Annotated in this window: 32 protein-coding genes and 1 pseudogene; all 33 read right to left on the bottom strand. The window is 57.1% G+C overall.

Features of this window, described 5'->3' with window-relative positions; translation table 11 throughout:
• A partial coding sequence (locus tag EDC90_RS12115; protein WP_132311929.1) for a phage tail length tape measure family protein occupies positions 1 to 3,542 on the bottom strand: 3,542 nt, incomplete at its 3' end.
• Positions 3,539 to 3,841, bottom strand: coding sequence for a DUF1799 domain-containing protein (locus EDC90_RS12110; RefSeq protein ID WP_132311927.1), 303 nt, complete (start codon positions 3,839 to 3,841; stop codon positions 3,539 to 3,541). The genes EDC90_RS12110 and EDC90_RS12115, both read right to left, overlap by 4 nt.
• Positions 3,842 to 3,906: 65 nt before the next feature.
• Positions 3,907 to 4,281: a hypothetical protein gene (locus EDC90_RS12105; RefSeq protein WP_132311925.1), complete on the bottom strand. Its 375-nt coding sequence runs from the start codon at positions 4,279 to 4,281 to the stop codon at positions 3,907 to 3,909.
• Positions 4,282 to 4,343: 62 nt separating this feature from the next.
• The gene (locus EDC90_RS12100; protein WP_132311923.1) at positions 4,344 to 5,282 is read right to left on the bottom strand and encodes a phage tail tube protein; all 939 of its coding nucleotides are present in this window, start codon (positions 5,280 to 5,282) and stop codon (positions 4,344 to 4,346) included.
• Between the two features lie 2 nt (positions 5,283 to 5,284).
• Positions 5,285 to 5,458 (bottom strand): hypothetical protein, encoded by a 174-nt coding sequence (locus tag EDC90_RS20890; RefSeq protein WP_165972822.1) that lies wholly within the window; start codon positions 5,456 to 5,458, stop codon positions 5,285 to 5,287.
• A complete protein-coding gene (locus EDC90_RS12095) occupies positions 5,455 to 5,883 on the bottom strand; it encodes a phage tail terminator protein (RefSeq protein ID WP_132311921.1) in 429 nt (142 codons plus the stop codon). The genes EDC90_RS20890 and EDC90_RS12095 overlap by 4 nt, the downstream gene beginning before the upstream one ends.
• A complete protein-coding gene (locus EDC90_RS12090; protein WP_132311919.1) occupies positions 5,876 to 6,307 on the bottom strand; it encodes a gp436 family protein in 432 nt (143 codons plus the stop codon). The genes EDC90_RS12095 and EDC90_RS12090 overlap by 8 nt, the downstream gene beginning before the upstream one ends.
• 5 nt (positions 6,308 to 6,312) lie before the next feature.
• A pseudogene (locus EDC90_RS20885) lies at positions 6,313 to 6,507 on the bottom strand (DUF7681 family protein); the annotation flags it as partial.
• A 124-nt stretch (positions 6,508 to 6,631) separates the two neighbouring features.
• Positions 6,632 to 7,165 (bottom strand): hypothetical protein, encoded by a 534-nt coding sequence (locus EDC90_RS12085; protein WP_132311917.1) that lies wholly within the window; start codon positions 7,163 to 7,165, stop codon positions 6,632 to 6,634.
• Positions 7,165 to 8,115, bottom strand: coding sequence for a major capsid protein (locus EDC90_RS12080; protein ID WP_132311915.1), 951 nt, complete (start codon positions 8,113 to 8,115; stop codon positions 7,165 to 7,167). The genes EDC90_RS12085 and EDC90_RS12080 overlap by 1 nt, the downstream gene beginning before the upstream one ends.
• A gap of 15 nt (positions 8,116 to 8,130) precedes the next feature.
• Complete coding sequence (locus tag EDC90_RS12075; protein WP_132311913.1) at positions 8,131 to 8,466, bottom strand: capsid cement protein; 336 nt, start codon at positions 8,464 to 8,466, stop codon at positions 8,131 to 8,133.
• 11 nt (positions 8,467 to 8,477) lie between these two features.
• Positions 8,478 to 9,587 carry a hypothetical protein gene (locus EDC90_RS12070; RefSeq protein WP_132311911.1) on the bottom strand — a complete coding sequence of 370 codons (1,110 nt, stop codon included), beginning with the start codon at positions 9,585 to 9,587 and terminating at the stop codon, positions 8,478 to 8,480.
• 264 nt (positions 9,588 to 9,851) lie between these two features.
• A complete protein-coding gene (locus EDC90_RS12065) occupies positions 9,852 to 10,424 on the bottom strand; it encodes a phage virion morphogenesis protein (protein ID WP_132311909.1) in 573 nt (190 codons plus the stop codon).
• Between the two features lie 91 nt (positions 10,425 to 10,515).
• A complete protein-coding gene (locus tag EDC90_RS12060; RefSeq protein WP_245511036.1) occupies positions 10,516 to 11,949 on the bottom strand; it encodes a PBECR2 nuclease fold domain-containing protein in 1,434 nt (477 codons plus the stop codon).
• Positions 11,950 to 12,083: 134 nt separating this feature from the next.
• On the bottom strand, positions 12,084 to 13,448 hold the full coding sequence (locus EDC90_RS12055) for a phage portal protein family protein (RefSeq protein ID WP_132311905.1): 1,365 nt from the start codon (positions 13,446 to 13,448) through the stop codon (positions 12,084 to 12,086).
• Positions 13,445 to 15,100, bottom strand: a complete 1,656-nt coding sequence (gene terL / locus EDC90_RS12050) for a phage terminase large subunit (RefSeq protein ID WP_132311903.1) — start codon at positions 15,098 to 15,100, stop codon at positions 13,445 to 13,447. The genes EDC90_RS12055 and terL overlap by 4 nt, the downstream gene beginning before the upstream one ends.
• Positions 15,097 to 15,597 (bottom strand): DUF1804 family protein, encoded by a 501-nt coding sequence (locus tag EDC90_RS12045; RefSeq protein ID WP_132311900.1) that lies wholly within the window; start codon positions 15,595 to 15,597, stop codon positions 15,097 to 15,099. The genes terL and EDC90_RS12045 overlap by 4 nt, the downstream gene beginning before the upstream one ends.
• Positions 15,587 to 15,823 (bottom strand): hemolysin XhlA family protein, encoded by a 237-nt coding sequence (locus tag EDC90_RS12040; protein WP_245511037.1) that lies wholly within the window; start codon positions 15,821 to 15,823, stop codon positions 15,587 to 15,589. Before EDC90_RS12040 ends, EDC90_RS12045 begins: the two co-directional genes overlap by 11 nt.
• Positions 15,824 to 16,071: 248 nt before the next feature.
• The gene (locus tag EDC90_RS12035) at positions 16,072 to 16,446 is read right to left on the bottom strand and encodes a hypothetical protein (protein ID WP_132311894.1); all 375 of its coding nucleotides are present in this window, start codon (positions 16,444 to 16,446) and stop codon (positions 16,072 to 16,074) included.
• A complete protein-coding gene (locus tag EDC90_RS12030; RefSeq protein WP_132311891.1) occupies positions 16,443 to 16,733 on the bottom strand; it encodes an NAD(P)+ transhydrogenase beta chain in 291 nt (96 codons plus the stop codon). The genes EDC90_RS12035 and EDC90_RS12030 overlap by 4 nt, the downstream gene beginning before the upstream one ends.
• On the bottom strand, positions 16,714 to 17,571 hold the full coding sequence (locus tag EDC90_RS12025; RefSeq protein WP_132311889.1) for an N-acetylmuramoyl-L-alanine amidase: 858 nt from the start codon (positions 17,569 to 17,571) through the stop codon (positions 16,714 to 16,716). The genes EDC90_RS12030 and EDC90_RS12025 overlap by 20 nt, the downstream gene beginning before the upstream one ends.
• 85 nt (positions 17,572 to 17,656) lie before the next feature.
• Positions 17,657 to 18,043: a helix-turn-helix domain-containing protein gene (locus EDC90_RS21070; RefSeq protein ID WP_132311885.1), complete on the bottom strand. Its 387-nt coding sequence runs from the start codon at positions 18,041 to 18,043 to the stop codon at positions 17,657 to 17,659.
• Positions 18,040 to 18,435, bottom strand: coding sequence for a gp16 family protein (locus tag EDC90_RS12015; protein ID WP_132311882.1), 396 nt, complete (start codon positions 18,433 to 18,435; stop codon positions 18,040 to 18,042). The genes EDC90_RS21070 and EDC90_RS12015 overlap by 4 nt, the downstream gene beginning before the upstream one ends.
• On the bottom strand, positions 18,432 to 18,680 hold the full coding sequence (locus EDC90_RS12010; protein ID WP_132311878.1) for a hypothetical protein: 249 nt from the start codon (positions 18,678 to 18,680) through the stop codon (positions 18,432 to 18,434). Before EDC90_RS12010 ends, EDC90_RS12015 begins: the two co-directional genes overlap by 4 nt.
• Positions 18,671 to 19,360, bottom strand: coding sequence for a DUF7168 domain-containing protein (locus EDC90_RS12005; RefSeq protein WP_132311875.1), 690 nt, complete (start codon positions 19,358 to 19,360; stop codon positions 18,671 to 18,673). Before EDC90_RS12005 ends, EDC90_RS12010 begins: the two co-directional genes overlap by 10 nt.
• Positions 19,360 to 19,638, bottom strand: a complete 279-nt coding sequence (locus EDC90_RS12000) for a hypothetical protein (protein ID WP_132311872.1) — start codon at positions 19,636 to 19,638, stop codon at positions 19,360 to 19,362. Before EDC90_RS12000 ends, EDC90_RS12005 begins: the two co-directional genes overlap by 1 nt.
• Before the next feature lie 10 nt (positions 19,639 to 19,648).
• Positions 19,649 to 20,299: a DUF3164 family protein gene (locus tag EDC90_RS11995; protein ID WP_132311868.1), complete on the bottom strand. Its 651-nt coding sequence runs from the start codon at positions 20,297 to 20,299 to the stop codon at positions 19,649 to 19,651.
• Positions 20,300 to 20,314: 15 nt separating this feature from the next.
• The gene (locus tag EDC90_RS11990; RefSeq protein ID WP_132311866.1) at positions 20,315 to 20,569 is read right to left on the bottom strand and encodes a hypothetical protein; all 255 of its coding nucleotides are present in this window, start codon (positions 20,567 to 20,569) and stop codon (positions 20,315 to 20,317) included.
• A gap of 98 nt (positions 20,570 to 20,667) precedes the next feature.
• Complete coding sequence (locus EDC90_RS11980) at positions 20,668 to 21,162, bottom strand: helix-turn-helix domain-containing protein (RefSeq protein ID WP_207903898.1); 495 nt, start codon at positions 21,160 to 21,162, stop codon at positions 20,668 to 20,670.
• On the bottom strand, positions 21,144 to 21,752 hold the full coding sequence (locus tag EDC90_RS11975; RefSeq protein ID WP_132311862.1) for a helix-turn-helix transcriptional regulator: 609 nt from the start codon (positions 21,750 to 21,752) through the stop codon (positions 21,144 to 21,146). Before EDC90_RS11975 ends, EDC90_RS11980 begins: the two co-directional genes overlap by 19 nt.
• On the bottom strand, positions 21,752 to 22,519 hold the full coding sequence (locus tag EDC90_RS11970) for an AAA family ATPase (protein ID WP_132311860.1): 768 nt from the start codon (positions 22,517 to 22,519) through the stop codon (positions 21,752 to 21,754). The genes EDC90_RS11975 and EDC90_RS11970 overlap by 1 nt, the downstream gene beginning before the upstream one ends.
• 28 nt (positions 22,520 to 22,547) lie before the next feature.
• Positions 22,548 to 24,791: a Mu transposase C-terminal domain-containing protein gene (locus EDC90_RS11965; protein ID WP_132311858.1), complete on the bottom strand. Its 2,244-nt coding sequence runs from the start codon at positions 24,789 to 24,791 to the stop codon at positions 22,548 to 22,550.
• Positions 24,788 to 24,934 (bottom strand): hypothetical protein, encoded by a 147-nt coding sequence (locus EDC90_RS20880; protein ID WP_165972818.1) that lies wholly within the window; start codon positions 24,932 to 24,934, stop codon positions 24,788 to 24,790. The genes EDC90_RS11965 and EDC90_RS20880 overlap by 4 nt, the downstream gene beginning before the upstream one ends.
• Positions 24,935 to 24,964 lie beyond the last annotated feature (30 nt).

Here is a 24,964-nt window from a genome sequence, read left to right as displayed (position 1 = left end):
AGCAGGCCGAAAGCCCTATCCACACCCGCAGCTGCAAGATTGCCGCCAAGCCCGTTCATGGCGATGTTGTCGTTGGCGGCAAAGCCCTGCATCAGCCCGCCCATTGATCCGAAACCACCGCCCATGCCGCCATTCACGATCACGGTCGCAGCGGAAACATTCATCGCGCCGACATTCTGACCGGTTAAAGCACCAAGCAGGCCGCCACCGGTCGAACCATTCATGATGTCGTCGAGCGTGCCGTAATTGCCGCCAAGAAACCGGTTTTTGAGCGGATTGTTGATGGTCAGGTCCATCAGCGTCTGACCGATGCTCGATGTCAGATTGTCGAAGATCGAGGCAAAGTCACCATTCTTCAGATCGTCGAAATTGAAAATCGCATCGATGGCGCTTTCACCGGCCGACTTGACCTCGCCCCAGGCATCGCGCATCCGCTCAAGCTCGCTTGTCTGATCGGCAATGGCGCGGGCATTTTGAATGCGCTGCTGTGACTCCTGAGAGCCAAGGGCCAGACCATCGCGGCGGATTGCCTGCATCTCTTCCAGCACAGCCAGTTCCCGGCGGCGGGCGTTTTCACTGGCTCCGACGAGCGCGATTTCGGCGCGTAGCTGCTCGGCTTCTTCACCCTGACTTCGAAGCGCCTCATACTGTGCCTGCCGGCGTTCCATCGCACTAGTCAGCTCAGCCTCGGCCGCAGCCAGCGCAAGCCGTGTCTGCCCGGCCTCACTGTCAAGATCGATACCCTCGCGCGTCAGGCGGTTTCTTTCTTCCAGGACGGCTAACGCACGGCGCTGTTCGGCTGATGTCGCGCCGATCAGGGCCATCTGGGTTTTCAGGCTTTCGATATTTTCCTGACGTGTCCGGATCGCATCGCGATTGCTTTGAGCACGTTCAAGTGCGCTCTCGGCATCTGCAATTGCTTTGGCCTGCTCGATGCGTTCGAGGTACGCAGGGTCGTTCTCACTAACCCGCCTTTCCTTGAGACGCTTTTGCTCTTCCAAAACCGCGATCGCGCGGCGGCGTTCGGCAGTTTCAGCACCAACGAGGCCAATCCGCGCTTGCAACAGAGCAAGCTCCTGTTGTCCGGCGCGCAAAGCCTGTTCATTGGCGGCGCGCCGTTGTTCTTCGGCGGCAGCCTCATAGGCCGTGCGCAGGCCTTCGACGGCTTCGGTCAATGCCTTCTTGTTCTCAATCCCGGCACTGTCGGCGGCCGCAATCAATGGCCGCAGCTGCAGCTCTTCCTGCAAAAGCCGGTTGACGTCGGATGCTGGAATGAGACCGGCAGCGACTTCCGCATTCAGCCTGGCCCGGATATCCGTTTCGATATTGATCTGGTCGGCCTTAGCCTTTGCACCGGCAATCGTGCTGGCAATGACATTGTTATACGCCCGCTCGGCATCTTCGTTGATTTTTGCCTGGCTGACTTCCTGAGAGGCGTATTCCAGCCGCTTGCGCCGCGCCTCCAGCTCAGCGCGGCGCTGCGGGTTGCGCTCATTGGCAATCTGGATATCGAGGCGGTCCAGCTCATTGAGTGTCGACTGCTTGTCAATCAGGCCGTCAAGCGCATGTTCCTTGGCTTCGAGCGCTTTGTTAAGCCGGTCACCTTCGCCTTTTTCGATGTCTTCCGTGGTCAGGTTGCTAATGCCCAACTGAAGTCTGGCAATCTGGTTCTGATATGTCTCAATCTGATTGGTTGTCGAAAGCGCCGGCGATGCATCGGCGATCGTTGACGCAGCGGTGACCTTCTGACGCGCCTCGGCCTGTTGCCTTTTCTCTTCGGCTGCGTTGAGACGCGATGTCAGAATGCCGATCTGCAACTCGATTTCGGCCAGATCACGATATATCTGGCCACGCATCGCACCGGCCAGCGGTCCCGTATCATCACGACGAAGACGCGCATAAAGCTCTGCCTGCTCAGCCTGTAAATCCGATAGTCTTTGTTCGTCCGATGGCCCGTCAATGGCACGGTTGATACCGCCGCCGATTGCGCCAAAGAAATTGCTGGCGTCTTCCCGCATGGATTTCCATGCACGGCCAAGGCTCGTCGATGCCTCACCGGCGTCGGCCAGTTTTTCCGGCAGTTGATCAATCAAAAGCGCCTGTGCTTCGATCAGACGGTTCTGCTCGGCCAGACTGCGCACCTGCCGGGCGGTCGCGGCATCAATCAGATTATACTGCTTTGATAGCGTGTCGGCGGCTTTGGCCGGATCGGCAAACATGTCTGCAAGAGCAGACCCGGCATCGGCGGCGGCCATGCCCATCGTTGCAGCAAAGTCATCTGAAAGCCCGATCAGGGCCTCAAAATTCTCCGATCCGATCTTGCCCGTTCGCAGAAACGCTGTCTGCATCGAGCGGGCGGCGGTTACAGAGATCCCGGCCGCCGCTGCCCCGGCTTCAGCCGAGGCTTCCATTTCAGATGCTGATCCGGCAACGGCGCGGCCAAGACCGCTTGCTGCTGTCTGAACCGCCTTGGTTGACGTCAGATAATTGTTATAGGCAATCGCACCGAGTGCTGTAGCAGCCGTCAATCCGGCAATCCCGGCCGTCACCGGTGTGATAATACGGCCAATACCACCAAGGATCGACCCGAAATCCTTCAGCGCCATATTGACGCCGCCCTGACCGGCGTAAATCTGGAAGATCTGCGGTCCCTGCTGCGCAAGGATCATCCCCGGGTTCATACCCATAGCCGCCGTCTGGCCAATATCGAAAAGCTGATAGGTCAGGTTCTGACGGCGGAAACGACCTTCTCTGTCAGAGAACATGTCCGCGCCAGCCATCGCTGTGTTCCGGCCTTTGATGGCGTCAATCGTTGCAAGCGTGGCCTGACGCTGGCGGCTGATCGCTGCCGTCATCTCGTCGGCCGAGATCGCACCGGCGCGATGGGCCTGACGGATCTCCGAGACTTCCTGTTTGTAGCGCTGGGTGACCGCATAAAGTGGATTGTATTTGGCACGCAGGCTATCGAGCTGGGCACCATAGGCGGCGATATCCTCACCGGAGCGTGCTGGCGCACCCGTGACACCGAGAAGCGCGTCGGTTTGTTCGCGAAAGCTTGTATCGACGAAGTTGTTGTAAGCCGCCTGTCGTTGCCGGATGGAATTGACAGCATTGCGGTTGGCAAGCTCTTCGCGCTCGGTTGCGGCAACCCACTGATCAATCGAAATTGCGCCGATCCGGTAGGCCTCATCAATGCGGCCGATCTCGGCATTATGCTGGCGTTCGGCGGCAAAAAGCGGACTATAGCGGGCGCGGACTTCATCAAGCCGGTCACCGAAGGCTGCCAGCGTCGTATTGGCAGCGGAAACACCGGACCCTATCCGGTCAAGCCCGGTCGATGCAGCGATGACGCCCTGAACAGCTGTTTCCGCGCTCGCCGCAGCTCCGGCAAATGCAGAAAAGCCCTGAGCGGCCTCGCTGCCAAAAGCCTCGGCGGCACGTCCGGTTGTCTGAATGGCCTGATTGATTTCCTGCGTTGCGGTCTTCGCCTGGGAATTATCGGCGGTGAAGACCATCGAGAACTTGAACGGCTGAGCCATCATGCGCCTCCGCCGTTCAGGATGGCAAGCGCGGACGCTTCCATGACCTGAAGATCCGAAAACACAGCGTCAGAAAATGACATGCGGCGCAAGACAACATCGACTGCGTTATAATCGAGGCCGATCCAGATCATGTTGGCGAGGCCGGCAGCAATACGCCATTGCGTAGCAACTGCCAAAAACGCCTTCATGCTGTCGCGATTGCTCGCCATGATTTCCATTGCCTCGATATCGGTGTCTTCGGTCGGGATGCTGACCGCCAGTCCCATTTCTGCGAACTCGGCGGCGGCTTCTCCATCCATCGCGACCGGCTGTTGCGGATCAGCCCGCCCGATGTGGGCGCACGCCCAGGCGCGCGCCGCCTTCTTCAGTTTCCCAGGCGGGCTTCCTCACCGGAAAGCGATTCCCGGTAAGCGCGGTAAAGAGCCTGGCGGAACCAGCTTTTGTTGATGGCGCGCTTGAAGTTGTCCGCTGTGAAGGTGAACGGATTGCCATCGTCGTCTTCGACGCCACGCCAGCCCTTGACGACGTCGGTCAACTGCTGACGCTCATGTTCGATCTGCTCACGCGCGGTTTTGAGCGTTTCCGACTTTTCGAGGCGGGCGATGGCCTCGTCCTGGCTTTCCGGCTCGAAAAAGACTTCAAGCTCTTGTTCGAGGTAGCGGCCGGCCCGTTCCGGGTCAGGGACGCGAACGACGACCGGCCACCAGTAGCGATCGATATCGGTCAGGATAAATTTCATCGTGGTTTTCCTTCTAACGGTCATGGACGCCAGCAAAAGCTGGCGCGAATGGATGCGGCGGGTCAGCGAACCGTGATCTTGAAATCGTCCAGGCCGGATTCAGGCGTAAAGCCCAAAGGCAGCGAATAGGTCGTGACATTGCTGGTCTGGCCATAGGTCGGACGACCGATCTCGACGGCGGGCGCTGTGACCTCGACAATGTTTCCATCATCGGTACCGTGCACGAAGGAAAGCGGACCCAGAGCGCCGGTTTTGGCGATTTCAAACCAGTTGATGACCGAGACCGGACGCGCTTCGACCACAGCCGTGCCACTGACAGACCGGTCGGAGATCAGGATATATTCATCGCCAAAGGGAAAACGCGGTGTCAGCTCATTGCCAAGATCGATCGACAAGCTGTCCCCGGTCGCTGTCCAGCCATGAAGGGTCATGACCGAGTTTTCTTTGGTGACTGCAACCGGTTTCATCCAGCCGGCTTTCGTCACTGCAGGCATGGCCGCGTCATCGCTGATTGTGCCGAACAGGCCGACACAGGTGAAGCGGTAGCGCGGGACAGATGTCACATCGAGCGTTAACGCGACGGACGCATGAACACCGAGCATGACATGCTGCACACCATCAAGCTTGAAATAGATCGATGCCGATTCAACACCGTCTTCGATGATGTCATATTCGACGGATGTGTCTGCGGTAATCGTCTGGGCAAAGCCGCAGGCGCGCAGCAGCGCGTCATATTTCGGGGCGGTTCCGGCTGTCCCTGAACCAGCGATTTCAACGTCAAAGACCAGGCGTGCATAAAGGCCGGTGAGGATCACACCCTGATTGCCCATGTATGGCAAAACCAGATCACGGGAAAGCTCCTGGCCTTCCATGGGCGTGAATTCGACATTGGCGGCCAGAATACCTTCAGCGGCCGTTGGCGCTGCATCAGTGGCATAGGTATCCTCAATCTTGACGAGGATGGCTTTCTTTTGCCAGCGGCGTACATCGGAAGCGGGCATGATTATTTTCCTTTCCCGGTGGCGTTCTTCGACGCCGCGTTGGTGTTGGTAGTCTCAGCGGTATTGACTGTCGGTTCGGGATCGCCGGCAGACTGCGGCGGCTCCTTCGCGACGGGTCTCAACGCCTTGGTTTTGGGGTCGCGGATGTAGCAACCGCCCTTGTTCGGCCGTTTCATGTTTCTGCTCCTTCGAGATAACGGGTTGTCTGCCATGTCTGGACATAGACGGTGACGTTGTTGCCCAGCGGTGAGGCTTCGCCGCCGACAAGGGCCATCGGATCGGCGTATGGATCCGGCTGCCAGCCAGCCAGAACGCCCTCGATGGACGATTTTACGTTCTCAAAAAGCGCAACCCTGTCAGCGCCTCTGGCGTCGGCGTGGTAGCGAATGACGACAGCCACGAGGAACTGAACGTCGACCAGCTGACGAAAGCCACCGGTCGCGAGCATGTTGTCACGGCCACGTTCGGACCACGGCACAAGAAAAGCCGTTCCGCTTTTGGACGCCGTTCCACGGGCAACCGCGTCGAGGTTTTCTGCAAGCTCAACGGCAATGATCGGATCACCGGCGGTGCGAAGTTGGGCCGCAATCGTCTCAAGCATTATTCCAGCCTTTCAGGATCGCGCCGGCATGCGATGTCGGGGCATCGGCGTTCAGATAGTCGCCGCCGTTGGCCGAGGCGTCAGGTGTTGAGCCATCGGCAATCGTCAGCGTGATTGCGCCGCGCGCAACATCCTTCAGAGCCGCGATGGCGTCCTTGTAGTCATTGACGACATAGTCCGGTGGGCCTTCATGGTGCAGGCGATAACGCGCGATCGAAACCGCCCAGGTTCTGACGAGATCGGGGACGCTTGCGAGCGGCAATGTGTATTTTCCGGCCAGATAGCCATCGATGATATTGCCGGCATGGGCAAAGGCGGCATCGATGACGTCCGGGTCCGCCGCGCCGTTTCCGTCGCGATCGGCCACCTGGAGGATTTCAACCTCGCCAGCCCGGTCGATCAGATCGTCAAGCGCGCCATACATGGTTGTCAGGCCTCATCTTCCGGAAGCGCCACGCGGTCAGGCTGAAACACGGCACGGTTTGCCGCCATGAAACCCTGTTCGATCGACGTGCGGGCGAGCGCCAACCAGCGCTTGTCGATATCGGGATCGGAAGCCATGGCGTCGAACTGGCCCAAACACGCTCTTCCAGTTCCTTGTTGTGATTGACGGTGGCGATCTTGTCGCCCTGCTGTGGCCGGTAGCCTTTAACCGGCAGCCCGTTAGAAACTTGATCGTTCATGGCATCCTCTAACGTTTTCGAGAAAAGTCCGGAGGCGGGTGATACCGCCGCCGGGAGGAAGGGTTTCAGTCCTTCGATGCGGAAGTTTTGCGGGTTTTCGCCGTCTTGTTTTTTCCGCTGGTCGCACCCTGGGAGGTGTTCGTGGTGTCGGCCTCAGATGTGTCGCCATCCGCACCGGAATTGGTCCCCGACGGCTGTGCCTCGCCGGTCGGGGGAGCCGATGCGGTACCTCCAGCATCGGTTTCGGACGTCTCCGGAACGACCGTTTCGGCCGTACCGGTGGCACTGTCCTCGCTCTCGGGGACAATCTCGCCCCCCTCGGTATTGATATCGGCCGCAGCAGCCTCCAGTTCGCCAATCCGCGCATTGGCAGCGTCGAGCTGGCGGGTCAGGCTGGTGACCTGCAATTTCAGATCGCGGATCTGCGCTGCATCATCGAGCGCGTCCCGCGACAAGGCTTCCGGCGGCGGGGCAGCGATGCCTTCACGGATCAGCTCAATGGCGAGCGGTCTCGATACGGTGACCGTGTCGCCATCGCGGTGGCGTTTGCCGGCGATCTTCGCCGGCGTCCTGACAATCAGTTCGACCTTGTTATCCATCAGTCGCTGGCCCCCGCATTGGTGAAGAGGAAGCCCGCCATGGCGCCGGTCAGAAGCGGCGCACGTTCCGCCGTCGTCGGATAAATCCAGGACGAGTTAGACTTATCGAACCAGGGCTGTTCGACCATGGGATAGCCGCGCAGACGATAGGTGTAGCCGTAGGACGGAACCTGATAATTGTCGCCGGCAGACGGCACATAGGCGAGAACGGCATCATTGCCCCAGACATCAAGCGCCGGGTCGTCGTCATCGGCATTTTCCGGCAGATAGACCGCCTTGCCGACAACCACCTCTTCAATATCGAAATACGCCGCCAGCATCGCTTCGGTGATGCTGTCCTTCGAGACGTATTTGAACTGTTCCTTGATCTTCGGGTGGTTCTTCAGCGCGTTTGCCGCGTTTGGACCGAGCGCAAGCTTGTTCGGATAACGCCCGGTCGAACGCCGGATCGCTTCCTTCGCCGCATCGATGTCGGCTTTCGGGTCGCTGGCCGGATCGGTCCAACGATCAGCCCCGGCAAGTGTCAGCTTGTGGTTGGCATCGTAGTTGCCGGCATTGCGCGCCAGATTGGCGGACGTCACTTCGTCGCCGAGCGCGATGATGTCGAGCACCATGTTGGTGGCACCGACGCCAAGATCGATACCAGGAACCGCATCGGCCTCTTCCTGATGCTCGCGCGGGACAATACCGTCGAGTGCATCCTGGACAAGGGCGAGCGGATCATCGGCATAGCCGTACTGGACACGCTTGCGGTCAGCGCCGGGCGCACGTCGGGTATTAAGCAGGCGGAACGATTCCTTGCCGAACTTGATCACCCGCATCGAGCGGTTCGGGACCGTCACGATCGGAAACAGGCTCGTTGAGATCATCAAAGCGTTGCGATAGCCAACGGCGTGAGTTGTGAGGATCGGATCAATGACGGCTGCGCCGCGCTGGTTCATGGATGGCATGTGAGACTGCTCCTGTTAGCGGATGAGGATTTCGACCCACTCGCCATCGGCGGCGTCGGTCAATGCGGTGGCGAAGACGTTGACACTGGTCTCATCAGCGGCCTGAACGCCGCCGGCGGCGGCAGAGACCAGTCCATCACCTTTCGAGATCGCGCCGAACGCCTTGACGCGTTCAAGGCCGATCGCCGTGGCCGCGACATCAAGGCCGACAGAGGCCGGGACCTGGGCAACACCTTTGACCGGCGCATCGTCGGCCGTGATCTTGCCGTCATCAAAACCGATCAGGTCAGAGGCGGCCAACGCCGTGGTTGCGGTAATGGTAAGAGAAAGGACGGCGTGAAACTGTCGCATCGTGATCTCCTTTAAGATACGGCGCGCACGGCAGCGATATAGGCCGTACCCGGATGGTTTTTCTGATAGGCCAGCGCCTTTTCGTGCGTGGCAAGGCGGTCGGCGTCGACGGCCTTGCCGTCAGACGCAAATGAGGCGCGACCGTCACCGGAAGAAGGCCCGTCGCCGAGATCTTGTGCGCCGTAGTCGATGACCTTCGGCAGACTTTCCATGAGGTCACTGAGCGCCTTGCGCGGCGAAACTTTCTCTTCGCCTTCAGCAAAGGAGACCGATGCTTCATCGGGCAGGGCATCAAGGATGGCGACGAGCTTGTCTTTTGCCGCCGGGATCAGTTTCTGGTCGGCAACCAGCTTTTCGGCAAAGGCAACATGACCATCATGCGCAAACTTTCGTTCGCTCTGGCTGATGGCTTTCTCTCGGGCTGCAAGGCGTGCTTCCCGATCGGCAAAATCCGCTTCGTTCATCTTAGTCACTGAGGGTGTCCTTTCAGGTGTTTTTTCAGCAAAGGCTGGACGGGCGTTCTTCTCGACCTCGATTTCGTCGAGCCAGTCGATGCGCCAGACAGGAATGGCCTTGTCGGCATCTTCGAGGCTGAATTTTTCGATGATGAAATCCCGAAGGCCGCGCAGAATGTTTGCGGTTTCTTCAAAACCGCGCTCACCAAACTCTGCAGAAAACGTCACGGTCGACTCGGCGTCACTGAACTGAACGTTTTTAAGGCCAGAAACGGCAGGCGCGGCCCCGCCCAGAAAACCGACGTGGCGTGGATACCATGCCCCTTTTTGTGGGTTGGCTTCGCTGTCAGGCCGGAAGAAGGAAAGCGAGACCTTCTTGTATCGGCCGGATTTCACGGCAGCGGAAAAATCGGGGTCGATGTCGGAAAGGTTGGCAAACAGCCGGTCGGCAGTTGCATCGTAGTCAAAGCTTTCGACCCATCCATAAGCCGGCGCATCGGTTGTCGGATGACCAACGACAATGGGGGCAGGTGCTGTTTCGCGATCATAGCTATCAGCGATCGCATTCAGGTCCGATGCTGAATAGGTGATGGGATCACCATTCATCGGCGTGAACGTTCCGCTGCGGAAAACTTCGATACGGGCTTTAGTGGATTTGTTCGACATGGTGCCTCCGGACAATCTGGAAGCCACCTTGACGTCGTTATAAAAGAGTTACGTCCGGAATTTAGTTCCGTCCGGATCGTTTTCTCAATCTGGGGCGACAATGGCCCTGATCGGGACCGATTGCAAGATTACATCCACCCCTGACACGCAAATAGCCTCACAATCGATTTCTAACGGGGGTCTAACGCGCCATGTTTCTGTTTCGGGTATGTCCGGGCAGACAATAGCGATAAAAGCGCTCCTGAAGCCTCTCATGAAATTTCGCTATTCTGTCTCAAGCCAGCGTTCCGCAATCGCGATAATCGCGACCTGGTCATCCGCATTGATGCCGAGATAGGGGCGCGCCGGAATGTGCACCGTATATGAGCCGACCGTGACGTCCCTGGCGAAATTGGACTGCGCTTTTTTCCGGAAGCGCTGATCAAACGTTTCTGTGCGTGCATCGTAATGCTGATAGATCGTGCGGGTGTGCGAAGGAATTACAATATCACCGCCCAGCTGATGGATGGCGGCATAGGGCATGGGCGAGCCGATCCGGACATCACTGTCTGTGGCGGCATAGTTGACCGAACCGGCCAGCCGCCCCTCTGCCCGCAGGATCCGGATCGGTGTCTGACCTTTATTTTCACGATTGCGGATTGTTTTGTCTTTAAGCTGCTGCCACGGCTCGCCGTCGGGGCCGCTTTCCTTCTCGAAATTCTCTAGCGTGGCATTGAGCAAATACTCGCCAACATTACGGTAAAAGCCCTGACGCTGATCCATTAAGGCGACCAATCGTTCCAGCCGCCTACGTATCGTGCCGTCAGATAAGCTGAGTTTGTAGCTGATGCCACTCATGGACTTGTCTTCCTGTTGGTACTATATTCAGTTTCGTCAGGCACGCGATGACCGGTGATGGTCCAGGTAGCTCCCTGACAACAAGGCCGGATCACTCCCGGCCTTTTTTCTTGCGCTTGTAAACCAGCTTTCCACCGCGACGGCGATCGAGCGCTCTGAAATCAGGATCGCCCTTCTTGGTCGTCGGGTTATAGCTGGTGATGGCATCCCAATAACGCTCCCCGATTTCGAAAACGATCTGGATGCCGGTCTTGCGGTCGACACGGATATAGCGGCGATCAACAATAAGCTCTTCGGTGTCCGGATCACTTGCAGCGGCTTTCCGCGCGACACCAACCCAGATTTCATCCGGATCCAGCAAGGTTTCAGCCATAAGCGGTGTGAGCCGATGTCTGCCACGCTTCAAGACCTTGAACGCACCGGAGCGATCGCGGAACAACTGATCGGATACCGGCACTTTGGTACCGGCCTTGTCCTCGAACAAAACGGCCTGATCGATATCCGCACCGAAGGGCTTTAGAAACGCCCGGACATAGTCTTCCGGTTCAAGCCCTTCCTTCATCGGTTTGGCCTTGAATGGTCTTGCAGATTTCACCAGATCCTCAACCGGTTCGGGATCGTCGATTGCAACGGCCTGACGCGGGTTCGTCAGTTGCAGGTCGCCATCATCCAGCAGGGCCTGGGGCGTAAGGCCGCGCTCCCACAAGTCGCCGGGCATATAGTCCCAGCCATAGCCGACGCCCTGCGGCTTTTCCGACAGCTGACCGGACATTGGGTCAATAAAGGGCTGCATCAGATCTTCTGGGGCCTTGTCCGGGCCATTCTTGCCACGCCGCTTCAGATCATCATAGGAGAGCGTCCGGACCCCGCATGAACAAAGCCAGCCATTTGGTGGATAGTGCTTTTCCCACCAGTTATCATCATGACGCAGGATCAGGCCATGCCAGGCAACATGCGACGGTCGTGGCGACTTCGGGACACGGGTTTCGCCGTGGCGGTATTCCCAGAACGGCCGCAGCTTGATCACGTCCGGATCGCGCATCTGTTTCAGCCGGCCGGCCATATAGGATGTGCGGATATTGGTTTCGAAAATCACACGTGTGCGCCAGCCGCGCTCGCCCTTGTATTGCCAGCCGTAGCGGTCAACGATCTGATCAAAGTCCTTGCGGAAACCATCCAGCGTACCGCCGTTCTTGATCGCGTCACCAATGGCCGTCTGAAAATCACTGACAATCGCCATATCGTTTGCGCCGGCCACGACGAAAGCGCGGTCATGAATACCGCGCATGGCATCCGTCCAGGCTTTGGTCGGCTTGCCACGTTTCTGGCGGAAAAAATCAATCTGTTCTGCAAAAGACTGGTTGATAACCTCGAAAGCATCATCGGCAAAAGACGCTTCCGCATCGGTGAACACAGCTTCGCGGCCATAGAGCGCCGACAACTCAAGCGCTTCGCCGATCGGGCGGGCAAGGGCTGCGGGCGACCATCTGGCGGCAAGGATCAACAACGAACGCTGAGCATCCACAAAATCGGGTGCTTTTGTTATCGCGCGGCGAACAGCCTTGATCCGACGACCAATCAGCTTTTCAGTTTCGACCTCAAGGCGGTCTGTCAGCTGTTCAACGGGATCATCGTCGGCGGCAAAACAGACCGGATTATTCAGTTTTTTTTTGAGCGATCACCGAACAGTTGGGCAAACATCGGGTTTTCTTCCGCCGCCTGACGCAAGTCCCGGCCGCGTTTTCCACCCTCCATAAAGGCAAAGCGTGCTTCAACCAGTCGTTCAATGGCAGTCTCGGACAGATGATCGACGATCCCGGACCCCACGATCATCTCACGTGCGGCTTCGTCATCGTCGATCATGCCGGCTGTCCTGAGCACCGCGACGAGGGCCTTGTCAGTGGCACTGGCGGCGTCGGCTTTGGATTTGCGCGTTTCAGCGGCCTGCTTTTCATCTTCCGGTTTGACGCGCCAGATATCCGGCACACCTGCGCCGGGATAATTGTAGTCGATCAGCCACTGTGCCAGCTGGCTCTTGAGCGTCCCTGAAAGCAGATCACCGTCAGAACCGACAAGCAAAGACAGGATATCGGCATGGGTTTCTGACGCTGCCCTGGAGCCGTTTGCACCGATATCGGTTGTGAGCGTTTCGCCGTTGATGCAGATCGTGATCTGTTTGTCCCAATAGGCAAGCCATTCGCCATAAGAAACACTGCCGGATCGTGCCGCTTCGAGAAAACTGACATCGGTATCCATGGGCACCACCGAGGCGGCGCTGGTGCGCATTCGCGTCAGTGTATTCAGGAGTTTGCGCTGTTCGGCCGGCAGGCTGCCGAGCGGGGTTTTGCCGACAATGGTCGGGCCTGCAAATTTATCAAGGTAATGAAGCCAGAAGGCGACACCTTCCCGCTTGAACAACACCGCCCAGAACAGCCGGCTGCCAAGACCAAGGCCATAAGGATTGTTCCCCTTTACGCCAAAGCGGTGAACGATGAACTTGCGCTGCGGCAGCTCGATGCCCTTTGACATGTTCTGCCAGGTCAACAAACGTGGCTGCCAGTCCTCGCCGAAAACGAATCGGCGCTGGTCATGGCTGACAATACGTTCGGGAATAATCCGGTTTCCATCGCGCTTCCAGACGATCTCACTGACGGCAAAGCCTTTCAGCGTTGCGTCCAGGAGGCCTTCGCAAATGTCGTCAAACTGCAGTTTCTGAAGCGTCTGTCTGACAAAATCGGCAGCTTCGATATCGCGGGGCTTGTCACTGGCGGCATCGACATCCCAATCACGCGCAAGTAAAAGCCGCTTTCGCTTCTGCAGAACGGCATAGGCATGAGTGTCACGCTCAATCTGGTCATAGATCTTCAGCCCAAGACCACCACCGCGCTCGATCAGCGTGTCATCGGCAGGCTGAAGGGTTTCGTTGAAAAACGGAATGGTGATGTCATTGCGCGCGTCGGCGATCAGACCTTTCGCGTCAGACGACAGGTTCTTGCGTGTCTCAGTCGTTGTTTCAGACGTCATAGGCGGTATCCTTGTAACGTATCGCCGCCGCCAGCCGATCCTGCCGTTAGAATACCGGAACTATGTCCGGCTGATGCGCCACCGGAATAGTGCACGGCATTCTGCCAAAGCATGTCGAGGCAATCGGGGCCGTCATCATGGTCCGCGTTCGGCCATTGCTGGAGCTGGTCGATCAAGGTCTGTTGTGTCGGATGGACGCGGATCAGGCCGGCCGCGAGCGGTGGCTGCAGCCTCTCTATCCGTAGCGTCTTGTCGGTGTTCGGGGTGATCGGCACGGCAGAGATGGCAACGCCCTCCTTTGCCGCCGTTGTCATCAGCGAGGTTCTGAGAAACTCCTGAAATTGGACGGCTTCGACAAACCAGAGCAAGCAGCGATAATCGCGCTGCAGGGCGATGATATCGGAAATGATCGTATCCGGAAGTCGGCGGCGGATCGAGGCTTCCACAAGGTCCATCGTGCCTGTCAGCCGGTCTATACCGCCTATCAGTATGGCCGATGGATCGCGGCCTTTGCCCTTCTTTCCAAGCGATGGGTCTACGGCTCCGAAGAACAACAGGTCGCGACGCTCCATGACCCAGAAAGTCAGGTCGCCAAACGGGTTCCCGTCCGAAATCGGCTGGTTCTGATACTCAGACGCAAAGCCATCGTGAGACCCGGCCCGTTCGCTCATGAGGAAGTAAAGCGGCTGGACAGACGGCCAGTTGACGATCGCGCCAGCGTCCATCTCGCTGCGGTGATCGGCATAGAACGCCTGGGCGGCATCTTCACCGTTATTTCTAAGCTCTTCTTCCCAGAGGTCCCAGAGGTCCATTCTGTCGGGCCACTGGACGATCGCCTGAAACTTCGTAGTGCTCCAGACATGCGATTTCGATGCGCGCACGATCACAGCATCAAAGTGCAGCACCGTGCCAACCCATATGACGTCCATGGAGCCATCTGGCGGACCAACCTTGAGCGCGGCGCGGTTAATCCAGTTCTCAAGTTTCTGACGTTGTTCGGGAGATCGAACAGCCTCATCGTTTTCCAGATCGTCAAAGAACATCAGATCCGGGCGAAATGGACCATGACGGCGGCCACGGATCTTCTGCAGTGCGCCAAGACCTTCAACGCGAACATTGTTGCGGGTGACGATTTCGCCTTCACGCCACACACGACCTTCGCCGCAAACGTCAGGAAAATCGTAAGACAGGCGTGGGTTCGTCGTCAGCTCGGCCTTGATCGCTTCGATCAGCAAAGCGGCCTGTGCGTATACATCGCAGACTTCAAGAATATAACGCTTGCGGCCGGTTACGATGCAGTAGAGCGCAAAGCCCAGCGACAGATGCGTGGATTTCGATGAACCGCGCGGGGCAATGAACAGATCCCGCACACCATTCGGACTGCCTAGGATTTCCGGGCAACGTTCAAAGATCGCCTGATGAAACAGACTGTGGTCACCGCGCACGTAATGCGGCAGATAGGTTTCCATGAAATACCGGAAGCCTGTCTCGGGGTCTCTGATTTTGCGCAGCCGCTCCTGCCTGGCTTTAGGATCAGCGGGAAACGCCTCGATCGACAGCTCGATCCAGCGCGAGAAATCACTGGCCATCTCCGCCAGTGAGGTGCGCAGTTCCTTTGCTGTAACCGATGCTTTGAGCCTTGGTTTTCTCATGAGTGGTAAAGTCCTGCGAGACGTTCACCGAAAGGCTCGATGATTTCGAGAATGACGCCGGCGTGGTGCGGGAATTCTTCGCGAACGAACTCCAGAAGGTGACGCATAACGTCCTGGGCAACACCCATTTCGGAAATCGTAGGTGCAAGCTTGCCTGCAGACGACGTCATCTTCGTCATCGCGTCAGCAATTGCGACAAGATGCTTTACCTTGTCAGCAACCGACAGCTCACCGTGCTTGATCTCCTCCAGCACGGCCTCGGCCATGATCATGAAATCTTCAACAACGGTAGAGACGACGGTCTCGATTCCTTCACCAGCAATAATCGAGGCCGAACGCAGCATGTCCCAATTATCGCCATCGGACTTGGCAGATTTCTTCCATCGCGAAATCGTTGCCTGGGAAACACCGCGAACCTGCGAAATCGTGGCGATGGTCATGCGCCGGTTGATGTAGTCAGAGCGGACTTTCCGCTTCAGATCAGGATCAGAAGCCATTGAGACCACCCTTCACAACAAATGTAACGATCGCGCCGATGATGCCGGTCGCAAAAAGCCAGACGATCTTCGACAGAATATTTTCGATTTTGGTCAGGGATTTCTGAATGCCACGCAAACGTTCATCCAGAACAGCCGCATCCATTTCGAGTTTGCCGATCCGTAAAGTCAGCGTATCGATACGATCATGCGCCATCTCAACGCGCTCCTTGATCGTATGAACCATGTCAGTCAATTTTACCCCCGTTCGCGACTTCTGCGGCCGCGTTTGCATTGTCGATACTGTTGATTGCGCCATCCCTTCGTCTGTCACAGGTTTTGATGGCCAACCGGTCATTGCCCCATAGATTTGTGACATCTTCCTCGTTCAGACCGCCTTCGGCAGGCAGTCTGGACATGAGGTCGAGGCACGACTGGCGTGATGCATCAGGCACCATGACCTTTGTTGTCACGGTTCTGATGACGGGCTGAGGATCAGCGGGGGAGCAGGCGGACACGGTCAGGGCCGAGACCGCAAGCATCACCGCCCGGCAGTGCCGCATTGGCTTTCTCCATCGTTCTGAGTTGGTCTTTGGCAGCATTTTCTGCCGCTTTGATTTGCCGGTCCGTTTCAAGAACCTGTTCCGATAACGCCTTTTCCAGTCGGATCACTTCGAGGTTCGAAGCGGCAAGTTTGGCTTTCCAGTGGGCATCACGTTCATCGCGGGCAGCGACAACCCGGTCATCGATCAGGTCGGAAACCTTGCCGACCGCCATGCGTGCCGAAACACCACCGAAAGCAATGAGAACCGCCGCCAGCAACCACGGGGCTGTCTTCCTCGAAAACAGGCCTGACAGAAATGCCATCATCGTGCACCTCCGGCCTGTTCACGCGAGCTTTGTGCCAGCGTGCGCAGATCCCTTGAACCGGTGACCCGGTGAATGCCGAGCATGGCAGCAATCAATCCGGCCATGATCGGGATGACCGTTGGGGCCAGCGCCTGTGCGCCGTCAGAGCCAAGTGAGGCCGCGATCACGATCACGAAAATCACGAGCCAGGCACAGCCGTGCGAGACAGCCAGATACCATTTTGACGACCGGTATCGCGGCTTCTGTAGGGAGGTTTCATGAACCTCTTTATCCGAGATACGCACCATGAACCCATCCTCGAACACCGCTTAACGGTCCATCGTTGACTTCAACCAGGCGCCAGACATCATCGGCTGACAGCACTCTGACGATTGTGCCTGTGTCGAGCGCACCGGGCGGATCGATCCTTGCGTAACCGACGCCGGGGCCTTTGCGAATATTCAGGCGTGAGGCTGTTACGGATTTCACGCGCGGGGCCGGGTTGCGGTCACCGAGAAGCTGACGGAAAGACTCCATAGGGAACGCAGGACCGGGGTCCGTTTTCCAGCCTCGGGTATCAATCTCCTCATGGCTGACAATCGCGCTTATCGGATACTGGTCGGCCAAGGCCTTCAGGATGGCATAGCCGGTTGCCAGCTGCACTTTCGTATAGTTCGGCCATGCGTAGACAAGTCCGCCAACACGCGGATGCGAGGCTTTGATGAAGCCGCCAGCTGCATTGAGTTCATCATCGCTGCGCCGGTGGCCATATGGGTCGATCCATTGGCCATCGCCGTCAGGGCTTAACGGTCCGGAGTTGACAAACTCAAGCCCGATTGCGTGATTGTTCAGGCTTTCCAGATCGCCATAGCGAGAAGGCCCGGCGTGCCAGGCGACCCGATTAAACGGCGCGATCTGCCAGGCCGTTCCATCCCGATCAATAACAACATGGGCGCTGGAGCCTTCATTGGACGTTCCACCGGCTGCGCCCATCAGCCAGTTGCGACTGCCTTCGCCGTTCCAGCCTGTCGTATAGTGCATAACGATCATCGACGGGTTCAGCGTGCGCCCGGATGACAGGTTACTTGTCTGCTTATACCAGATTGAAGGAATACGGTGGTTCTTGACAGTCATTTCCGGGTGCATCAACGTTCTCCGCAGGCGATTTGGAAGCTGCAGCGACGTTGCGCATTCGCGAATACAAATCAGCCCGGAAGATTGTTCCGGGCTGCTAGTCTGAAAAAAGGTCTGGATGATCGGGCGGCGAGTCGTTTGCCATTTTGCGCACCCATCTTTGTGTGATCCCGAGGCGGCGGGCGATCTCACCGCGTGACAGCCCCTCAGCCTCTAGCCGTTGTATTTCGGCTTTTGCGTTTCTGCGCGGTCGGCAATGAGGAACGGACAACGTTCCGCCAGCCATGTATTCGCACACTTTGTACCCGTCTTCTTTGCCAAGAGCCAGTATAACCGGGTGATTATCTGATGGATTGCCTGGAAACTTGATTTCTCGGCCACCAAACACCGCTACAATCTTCAGCGCAAGACGCAAGCCGATTGCTTCGCCGATCTCTTCGATCGACGCTGGCAGATTGTCACGATGGTCGGGAGGCAAAGTCATCCAGCGCGTGCCTCCATGACTTTGAGCGCTTCAATGATCGGGCTGGCCTCATCATAGGTCAGCAGATCGGGATCCTCTTTCGGTGAACGGGCGCTGACAAAGGCTCTCAGTGCTTTGCGCGAGCCGTCAGAAATAACGCCACGGCGATGGCAGCTCTTCCAAAGCGCATGGATCATCCGAATATAGGGTTTGGTTGAGACAGGCAGGGTCTTACCGCCGGAACGAACACGAAAGCCCCTGCGCTTCATCTCCTCGACAACATCAATGCGCTGACGCTCGCTCATGGCACGAAGCGAATCCCGTCCCGTCACACGGACAAGAAGCGCGCGATACGCATCCTCTTCGAGGCCAAGCTGTTGCTTTGCAATGTTGATGATCGCTGTGGTGTTCATGATGGCACCACGTCTTTTTGACGGGCATCGCCTGGGAAGAAATAAGGGACCACGATGCGGGCATAAACGAGCATGACCTGCCACCCCTCATTCTGTCTTTCTGACCATTGATCAGCGCCCTCTGAAAACATGCTTTCAATGGCTTCATTACTGGTTGCGCGGTAGCTATGACCAAGGACAGCACCGTCAGGCGAGACCAGTGCATAGCCCTGTGTCGAAGAAGGTGGATACAGCTTCATAAGCAACCTGCCTTTCCGGCAATGGCTTTCGGCACTGCGGAACCATTCACACCGTGCGAAAGGTTGACGTTGTTGCCGGCGAGGTAGCCAAGCGATGCGATATTGCCGTTTTTGACAGCGCCCTGTGATTTGGCGTTAACGATACCCGCGCCGGGATAACGTTCGACGAGGGCGCGGTCAGCATCCATCAGCGCATCGGCAGAAAATGCGTCAGCAAAGAGTTCGTCCAGTCGATAAATAAGCCGTGCGACCATACCTGCGGTAAAGTCATAAACGACCTGACGCTTTGTCTTTCGGCTGCGGCGGCGGGTATAATCCGGTGTCTTCTTGAACTCGCGTATGGCCCTATCGATCGAACGGTCAAGCACGACGAACAGGTAGGTGGCAATCTCTGGTCCGGGTGCGCGGCCGATAAAAGTTCTGTGATGACCGTCGACATCGCCGACAATGGTGGCTGTATTGGTGCACAGGGCTAACCTTCGCCAAAGGCGATCGCGGATTGAGGCTCCGTGGGTTTTGGCCTTCACCGATTGCTGGCTAATCTCAATGTCGAGTTCTGAGAGGCCATATTCACGCATCAGTGCAGCTGCCTTTTCGGCAGCCGCGAGCGCTTCCTGTTCAGTGCAACCGCGAGCAGTCGTCATCTGGCGAAGTGCAGCAATGCGACGTTTGATGCTCTCGCTCATCACGCACCTGCCTTTCCGAACGCCTGGTCAATTTGGTCGGCCAAACTGCCGCCAATTTTTCGAAGATCCGCGTTCTCAAACATGTTTGTGGCACCGGACCAGCCGCTATCGGTGTCCGGCCAAGGGCCGAAACACATGGTTGGCTCAATGCCGTGGCGTTCGGAAATCTGCAATGCGATGACGGGTCCGGATCGGCCTTCATCATCTTCATCTCGGCGCAGTGTCATCAAAACCTGACCGAATTCGTGCGTCTCAAGGCGGGCAAAATCTCGCGTCATCGATCCGCCCTCATGCATTTGCCAGATCAAGGGCAACGCGGCGATCACTGCCGGTTTTCTTGTCGGTGCAATAAAAGTTTGCATATTCCTTGGAGGCCATGACCCGGACGCTGTCAGAGATGATGTCCATGGCCTTTTGCCAGTCACCGGTATCATCTTCGATTTTCAGCCGGCGCAAACCGAGAATGCGATCGGTATTGATCTTGCCGGCCTTGTCGACCTGAAAGGCCTGATCGACCAGCGCACGGATATTGTCGTTGGAGCCTACGGACCAGCGGCGAATACAGCCATCAATCACTTCCTTGGCGACTTCCAGAGCAGGGCCGAACGTCAGGGTTTCGCCAACCTTGATCGACAGGCGAAGCGACGTATCGACGGTGGAAAAGGTGATGTTCCCTTTCTTGCCGCCCTTTTTAACGCCGTATTTTTCAGCGAGCAGTTCACGCATGGCCAACGCCTCGGTGAAGATTTCTTCACGAAACGCCGCAAGTGTTTCATTCATCTGAGCCGCCTTCGCACTCAGACGGCGGACCATTTCATCCTCCTCGATGTCTTCAGGCTTGATTGCAGACAAGGGCTTCATGTCGCCCTTGGCCAGCGTCACGTACTCAACGCCGTTGATTGTCTCGATTGGCAGTTCGGTTGCGATGTCATGTTTCATGATATTTCCCTTCGCTTAGGCGGCATCGTTGCCATCTGGCGGCGTATTGCCGCCGTCTGTTCCAAAATCGACATGAATGATGTTTTGAGGGGAGCGGCCATGGCCATCGTGAAAGTGCAGCATCAGGCAGGCCATGGATGTCAGCATGCGCGCAAGCGTTGCCGTCACATCCGGGCCATACTCAATATCGGATCCAGCACGCTGTTTGAGATCTTCGGCGGAGCGCTGCAACTGATCTGCGCTGGCAATGATAACCTCGCGTTCAGCCATGTTTGACCTCCTCCGATCCGTTTTCGGTCGGTGTGATCAACATGCCGTCGAGCGGGACATGGGGGCGTCCTGAAAGCAGGAAAATGCGGTTCTCCATTTCACGCGCCTCCATTTCGAACATATGAAGCAGGATGGTCATTTCCGGATCGTCCTGAAACGTTGTCTTGCGCAGGTTGCGCATCGTATCCGACAGCATCGCCAGCCCCTTGTTTGCTGTTGTCGTGCGTCTCGCCTTGTCTGCCTGGATTGAGCGGGCAGGCCCGGCACGCTGCCCACTGTTTGAGACGGACAGGGTCAGACATGGTCATTGGCGCATCACGGTTGTTCTGGCACTGTTCATTCGAAATCGATGAATGAAGATGGGCGCACCAGACCCGGCTGCCATAGAGCGCCATGACGCGCGCGGCGATCTTGACGGCGACTTTCTCAAGCCGGGCGGTGTATTTTCCGGCGATTATGAGCGAGACAGCTGGACGCGAAATTCCGAGTTCTTTGGCAATTGCAGCCTTGGTGCGTCCTGGCTTGTTCGCTTCGATACGCAATGTTTCGATCCAGTCCGGATCGGGCAGCGGCATCAGTTGTTCTTGTCGCACGATACGTCCTCCCGCAGATTGTAGTCGTAGATCGTGTGTTTTCCCGGTCTGTAGACGGGGGCGACCGGCCCTGTGTTGCGGACAAGGCGATAGCGCTTGAAACCGTTGGAGGTCATCCGCGTACCTTTTTGGCGGACCGGCATTTCGATCACATAACCGGCCAGAACCAGAGCGCGGACATAGCGTCCGGCGTTAGAAGTGGCATCGCGGTCATCGCGTGAAGCCGCAACGACAAGGTCGCCCAGAGTAAAGCTGGCCGACATGCGCATGGCAGCCCATGCCCGCTGTCGCAAAGTGTCGCGCCATGGCTTTGATATTCTTCCAGTGTGCGGTCCGGTTGGTCCGCTGGTCAGAACAAGGCCTTCTGAACGTGCTTTTATTCCATCGTCCGTGAGCTGATAGCAGCCGACCTCTGCACGTTCGACAAGACCACGCATGATCAGTTTCGACATGCTGTCAGAGATCTGACGGCGCGTTAGACCAAGATCTTCCTCTAACGTATCGATCGTCAGGCAAACGCCATCGCGAAGATGATGAAGCACTTTGGTTAAGAGTGCGCCTGGCGCGTGGGCTGTGCGCTCGTCGGACATTAGTATGCCTCCGGAACATAGATCGGTGTGCCGCTGGCCCGGTCGTTCATCAGCTTTTCGCCAGCCATATCGGCCATGGTGATGCCATCCTCACCAACATCGATACGAAAGCCAAAACGCTCGATGCTGGCGATGGCTTCGAGAACTTCACGGTTATAGCCCTTCGACATCTTCGCCACGAAAGTCATAAGGTCGTCGGCCACTTTGATCTCGCAGCGGCGTTCAATCATCTTGCGAACGTCGTCCTTATCCATGACGGTGAACTTCACCTTCTGGCTGACGCGCGATGCGACCTGTGGAAAGCGCTTCAGGTTGTCATTGACCTTGCCCATGCCGACAAAGATGGTGGGGAGTTCAAGCAGGTCTGAAATGTCACGGCACGTTTCCAGAATGGCGGGGCGTGACGAGCAGTGGTCGAACTCGTCGATCACAAGGCTGAAGGATTTTCGGTTCTGGATTGCCAGTTGCTGACGGTCGGCCAGCTCCGAGATAACCTTCGTGTATTTCTGCTCAATTCCGCGCGGTTTTTCGACATTGAGTGCATCGAGCAGTTCGTTCAGCATCCATTTCGGGTGCCATTCTTTCTTGGCACGGAGATAGATGGAACCGGTCTGGGCGACATGGTGTTGCATGGTCGTTGTCTTTCCAAGGCCGGGCGCGCCGTCGACAACCACGATGCAGGCCTCTTCCGCGCCACGTTCTTCCAGCGCGGAAAGGGCGGACAGGTAGTCTTTGACGTTGGCGGTCTCGACAAACACGTTTTTCATGCTATTTTCCTTCCTCTTCTTGTGGGTGTCAGGCAGCGGTCGCACGGAGGAGGTTTCGAAGCGCCTCCAGATCGATGCCTGACATTCTCAGAACTTCACGTGCCGCCGGGCGTTCAAGGCACCTGCGCAGGACGCGAAGCTGATTTTCTGATAGTTTTTCCGGGTTTTCGATTGCCCAGGCAGCCAGTTCCTCATCCGTGCGAATGAGGTTGCGTTTTGGTTTTGCAGCCGCTGGCTTTTCCTTGTTGTCGACAACAAGATGCGGTGCGGCTTCCGGTGCGCTGAGCGGCTCCATGGGAATGGCGTTGGACTGATCGAGCAATGCTGCCGGAACGAATTCTTCCTCGATTTCCTGACGCTTTTTGTCGACCCTGTTGAGACGTCCCTTGAAGCGTTTCTCTTCCGCCGCACGCTGGGCCGTTAAAGGCACATAATCGCGGCGATTGCCGTGGAAGTCCGCAACACAGATCAGACGACCAGGCTGGCCTTCTTCACGGTCGATTTCACGCACCCACACCTTGGATGCATCAGCAAAGTCATAGCCGACCATGACCTCTTCGTCGTGGTAAGCCTCAAGGGCTTGGTGGAAGTACTCGTTGTTGTTCCAGAAGACCTGAGACCGGCGGGCAACGCGGATTTCATAAGGACGGAACAGGTCGTCGACCTCGTCCTCACTGACCGCGACCGGTTCAAAGCCGTCGCGAACGTGCAGCTGCCAGAATTCATCTGGTGAGTAATGCCGATACTTTCCGGTTGTTTCATCGCGGTAGCGTGGCAGGCCGTCATGGGGCGTGGCGTTGTATTCAGCTATCGCTTCTTCGCACAGGGCGCGAAACTCATCCCATGACGGCAGTAACCGAGATGTGCCGAGTTCCTTAATGTCGGATCTGGTCTGTTTGTGAACAAATTGGGCAGCTTCCTTGTCCATCTCCTTGCCGAGATAGGTCGGTAGCTTACGCGCCAGACGGTTCCAGGCCGTCCGGTTGAAGCGCTCGATGATACCCTTCGCCTGCGAATTATAAGGTAGCGCGTGCATCTTCGTGATCGAGAGCCGCCCCATCAGACCGTTAACATCGGCATCAAAGGTTTTATTTTTGTAGCCAGGGCCTCGGTCAACGTAGAAGATTGCGGGAATGCCGTGACCACAACAAGAATTGCGCAGTGCCTCGGTAACAGCAATCACGTTTTCCTTGAAGGAAACCGCGTAGCCAACACAACGACGTGTTGCGATGTCCAGAATGGACGTGATTTCCGGTTTGACAGCTCTGTGGCTGACTGGATGCTCGATCTCTGCGTCGAAGGTTTTGCCATCGGCTGTGTAGATCGTTGTCGGAAGCAAGTTTTCGGTCGAACGCGTGATGTAGGCCATACGTGACCGCAGTGTCAGAAGCCCTTCGCGACCGACATTACGCTCGATATCGTTGAGCTTGCGTTTCAGCGTATAACGTACCTGATCGATCGTCAGAGAGGTTTCAGGATTGGCTTTTTTGAAAGCCGAGAGCGCTTCTGTCGCCGTTGGTTTCGAGGGCTTGGCGTAGAAGGTGAGGAAGGCCCTGAATTCTTCAGAGACCGGCTCGTCTTCCTTCGTCAGAGCAGGAGCAAGAGCCGTAATGCCGCCTTTGTCCCTCATTTTGAACCACTCATAGACAGTCGCACGCGAAATTTTGGTGCGCGCGCCACACCGATCATTGGCAATAGCCAGTGTTTCCGGAACCAGGTCGAAGCCGTTGGGGTCGGAAAGCAAAGACGGACGCTCAATAAGCAGGCGCTCACGATCGTTTAACGGTTCTCCGGCATTAGCCTTTGCGAGCGCTTCTGTGCGCTCGACATGTTCGTCCTGAGCACGCACAAACATCAGAATAGCTTCTCTGCGCGCGGCCATGCCATTCATGGCAACATAGCGGTCGATCGCGACCAGGATTTCCCCGCGTGCTTCCATCGCGTTGCGTTGACGGAATCTCAGAGAGGTGACCGGGATCAGAGAGGCACGCTTCTGGGCGATTTGATTATGCTGGTTCTGAACGGCAAGCTGCGTTTCCTTCGTTTCGATCCCGTGAAGCGTCGCTGACATAACGTCGGGCAGAAGCGAGCGGTGATAGATCTTCCCACCACCAACACCCTTCCTTTTGCGGCACAGATTGTCGGGCAGGTCATTCCAGCCGTTTTCCGCAGCGTGACGCCGGACATGGCGTTCTGAATTAGGGAAACTTTTCAGTCCGCGTTCTTTCGCGATGTCGGCCAGCTCTCGGGCCGTGAACCATTCCTTGATCATGACTGCGCCTCCGCATCACGGCGGCAGCGCTCTCGCTCTCTGCGGGCAATCCCGTAGAATTCGTTCCAGGCGATATTGGCACACTGGCGTAGCTCATCACTGACAGGCTTTCCGGCACGGCGATTGCGGTCATACGTATTCAATGATCTTCTTAAGTTGCAATGACGTGAGCG

Origin of the sequence: Martelella mediterranea (genome assembly GCF_004342225.1) — a bacterium.
In the GTDB taxonomy this organism is placed as follows: domain Bacteria; phylum Pseudomonadota; class Alphaproteobacteria; order Rhizobiales; family Rhizobiaceae; genus Martelella; species Martelella mediterranea_B.
Note: the sequence above shows the minus strand (reverse complement) of the source record. Positions and strands in the feature narration are given on the sequence as shown.

What these genes read in the sequence shown, in the direction of transcription:
- EDC90_RS11990 (WP_132311866.1), bottom strand. Translation starts at nt 20,569, where the DNA reads ATGGCTGAACGCGAGGTTATCATTGCCAGCGCAGATCAGTTGCAGCGC.
- terL (WP_132311903.1), bottom strand. Translation starts at nt 15,100, where the DNA reads ATGAGAAAACCAAGGCTCAAAGCATCGGTTACAGCAAAGGAACTGCGC.
- EDC90_RS11995 (WP_132311868.1), bottom strand. Translation starts at nt 20,299, where the DNA reads ATGAAACATGACATCGCAACCGAACTGCCAATCGAGACAATCAACGGC.
- EDC90_RS12045 (WP_132311900.1), bottom strand. Translation starts at nt 15,597, where the DNA reads ATGGCTTCTGATCCTGATCTGAAGCGGAAAGTCCGCTCTGACTACATC.
- EDC90_RS12035 (WP_132311894.1), bottom strand. Translation starts at nt 16,446, where the DNA reads ATGATGGCATTTCTGTCAGGCCTGTTTTCGAGGAAGACAGCCCCGTGG.
- EDC90_RS11970 (WP_132311860.1), bottom strand. Translation starts at nt 22,519, where the DNA reads ATGAAAAACGTGTTTGTCGAGACCGCCAACGTCAAAGACTACCTGTCC.
- EDC90_RS12090 (WP_132311919.1), bottom strand. Translation starts at nt 6,307, where the DNA reads ATGTATGGCGCGCTTGACGATCTGATCGACCGGGCTGGCGAGGTTGAA.
- EDC90_RS12070 (WP_132311911.1), bottom strand. Translation starts at nt 9,587, where the DNA reads ATGTCGAACAAATCCACTAAAGCCCGTATCGAAGTTTTCCGCAGCGGA.
- EDC90_RS12005 (WP_132311875.1), bottom strand. Translation starts at nt 19,360, where the DNA reads ATGAGCGAGAGCATCAAACGTCGCATTGCTGCACTTCGCCAGATGACG.
- EDC90_RS12055 (WP_132311905.1), bottom strand. Translation starts at nt 13,448, where the DNA reads ATGACGTCTGAAACAACGACTGAGACACGCAAGAACCTGTCGTCTGAC.
- EDC90_RS11965 (WP_132311858.1), bottom strand. Translation starts at nt 24,791, where the DNA reads ATGATCAAGGAATGGTTCACGGCCCGAGAGCTGGCCGACATCGCGAAA.
- EDC90_RS12075 (WP_132311913.1), bottom strand. Translation starts at nt 8,466, where the DNA reads ATGCGACAGTTTCACGCCGTCCTTTCTCTTACCATTACCGCAACCACG.
- EDC90_RS12110 (WP_132311927.1), bottom strand. Translation starts at nt 3,841, where the DNA reads ATGGATGGAGAAGCCGCCGCCGAGTTCGCAGAAATGGGACTGGCGGTC.
- EDC90_RS12085 (WP_132311917.1), bottom strand. Translation starts at nt 7,165, where the DNA reads ATGGATAACAAGGTCGAACTGATTGTCAGGACGCCGGCGAAGATCGCC.
- EDC90_RS12105 (WP_132311925.1), bottom strand. Translation starts at nt 4,281, where the DNA reads ATGAAATTTATCCTGACCGATATCGATCGCTACTGGTGGCCGGTCGTC.
- EDC90_RS12000 (WP_132311872.1), bottom strand. Translation starts at nt 19,638, where the DNA reads ATGACGCGAGATTTTGCCCGCCTTGAGACGCACGAATTCGGTCAGGTT.
- EDC90_RS12030 (WP_132311891.1), bottom strand. Translation starts at nt 16,733, where the DNA reads ATGGTGCGTATCTCGGATAAAGAGGTTCATGAAACCTCCCTACAGAAG.
- EDC90_RS12095 (WP_132311921.1), bottom strand. Translation starts at nt 5,883, where the DNA reads ATGCTTGAGACGATTGCGGCCCAACTTCGCACCGCCGGTGATCCGATC.
- EDC90_RS21070 (WP_132311885.1), bottom strand. Translation starts at nt 18,043, where the DNA reads ATGACTTTGCCTCCCGACCATCGTGACAATCTGCCAGCGTCGATCGAA.
- EDC90_RS12040 (WP_245511037.1), bottom strand. Translation starts at nt 15,823, where the DNA reads ATGGTTCATACGATCAAGGAGCGCGTTGAGATGGCGCATGATCGTATC.
- EDC90_RS12015 (WP_132311882.1), bottom strand. Translation starts at nt 18,435, where the DNA reads ATGAACACCACAGCGATCATCAACATTGCAAAGCAACAGCTTGGCCTC.
- EDC90_RS12025 (WP_132311889.1), bottom strand. Translation starts at nt 17,571, where the DNA reads ATGCACCCGGAAATGACTGTCAAGAACCACCGTATTCCTTCAATCTGG.
- EDC90_RS12065 (WP_132311909.1), bottom strand. Translation starts at nt 10,424, where the DNA reads ATGAGTGGCATCAGCTACAAACTCAGCTTATCTGACGGCACGATACGT.
- EDC90_RS20890 (WP_165972822.1), bottom strand. Translation starts at nt 5,458, where the DNA reads ATGAAACGGCCGAACAAGGGCGGTTGCTACATCCGCGACCCCAAAACC.
- EDC90_RS11975 (WP_132311862.1), bottom strand. Translation starts at nt 21,752, where the DNA reads ATGTCCGACGAGCGCACAGCCCACGCGCCAGGCGCACTCTTAACCAAA.
- EDC90_RS12100 (WP_132311923.1), bottom strand. Translation starts at nt 5,282, where the DNA reads ATGCCCGCTTCCGATGTACGCCGCTGGCAAAAGAAAGCCATCCTCGTC.
- EDC90_RS12080 (WP_132311915.1), bottom strand. Translation starts at nt 8,115, where the DNA reads ATGCCATCCATGAACCAGCGCGGCGCAGCCGTCATTGATCCGATCCTC.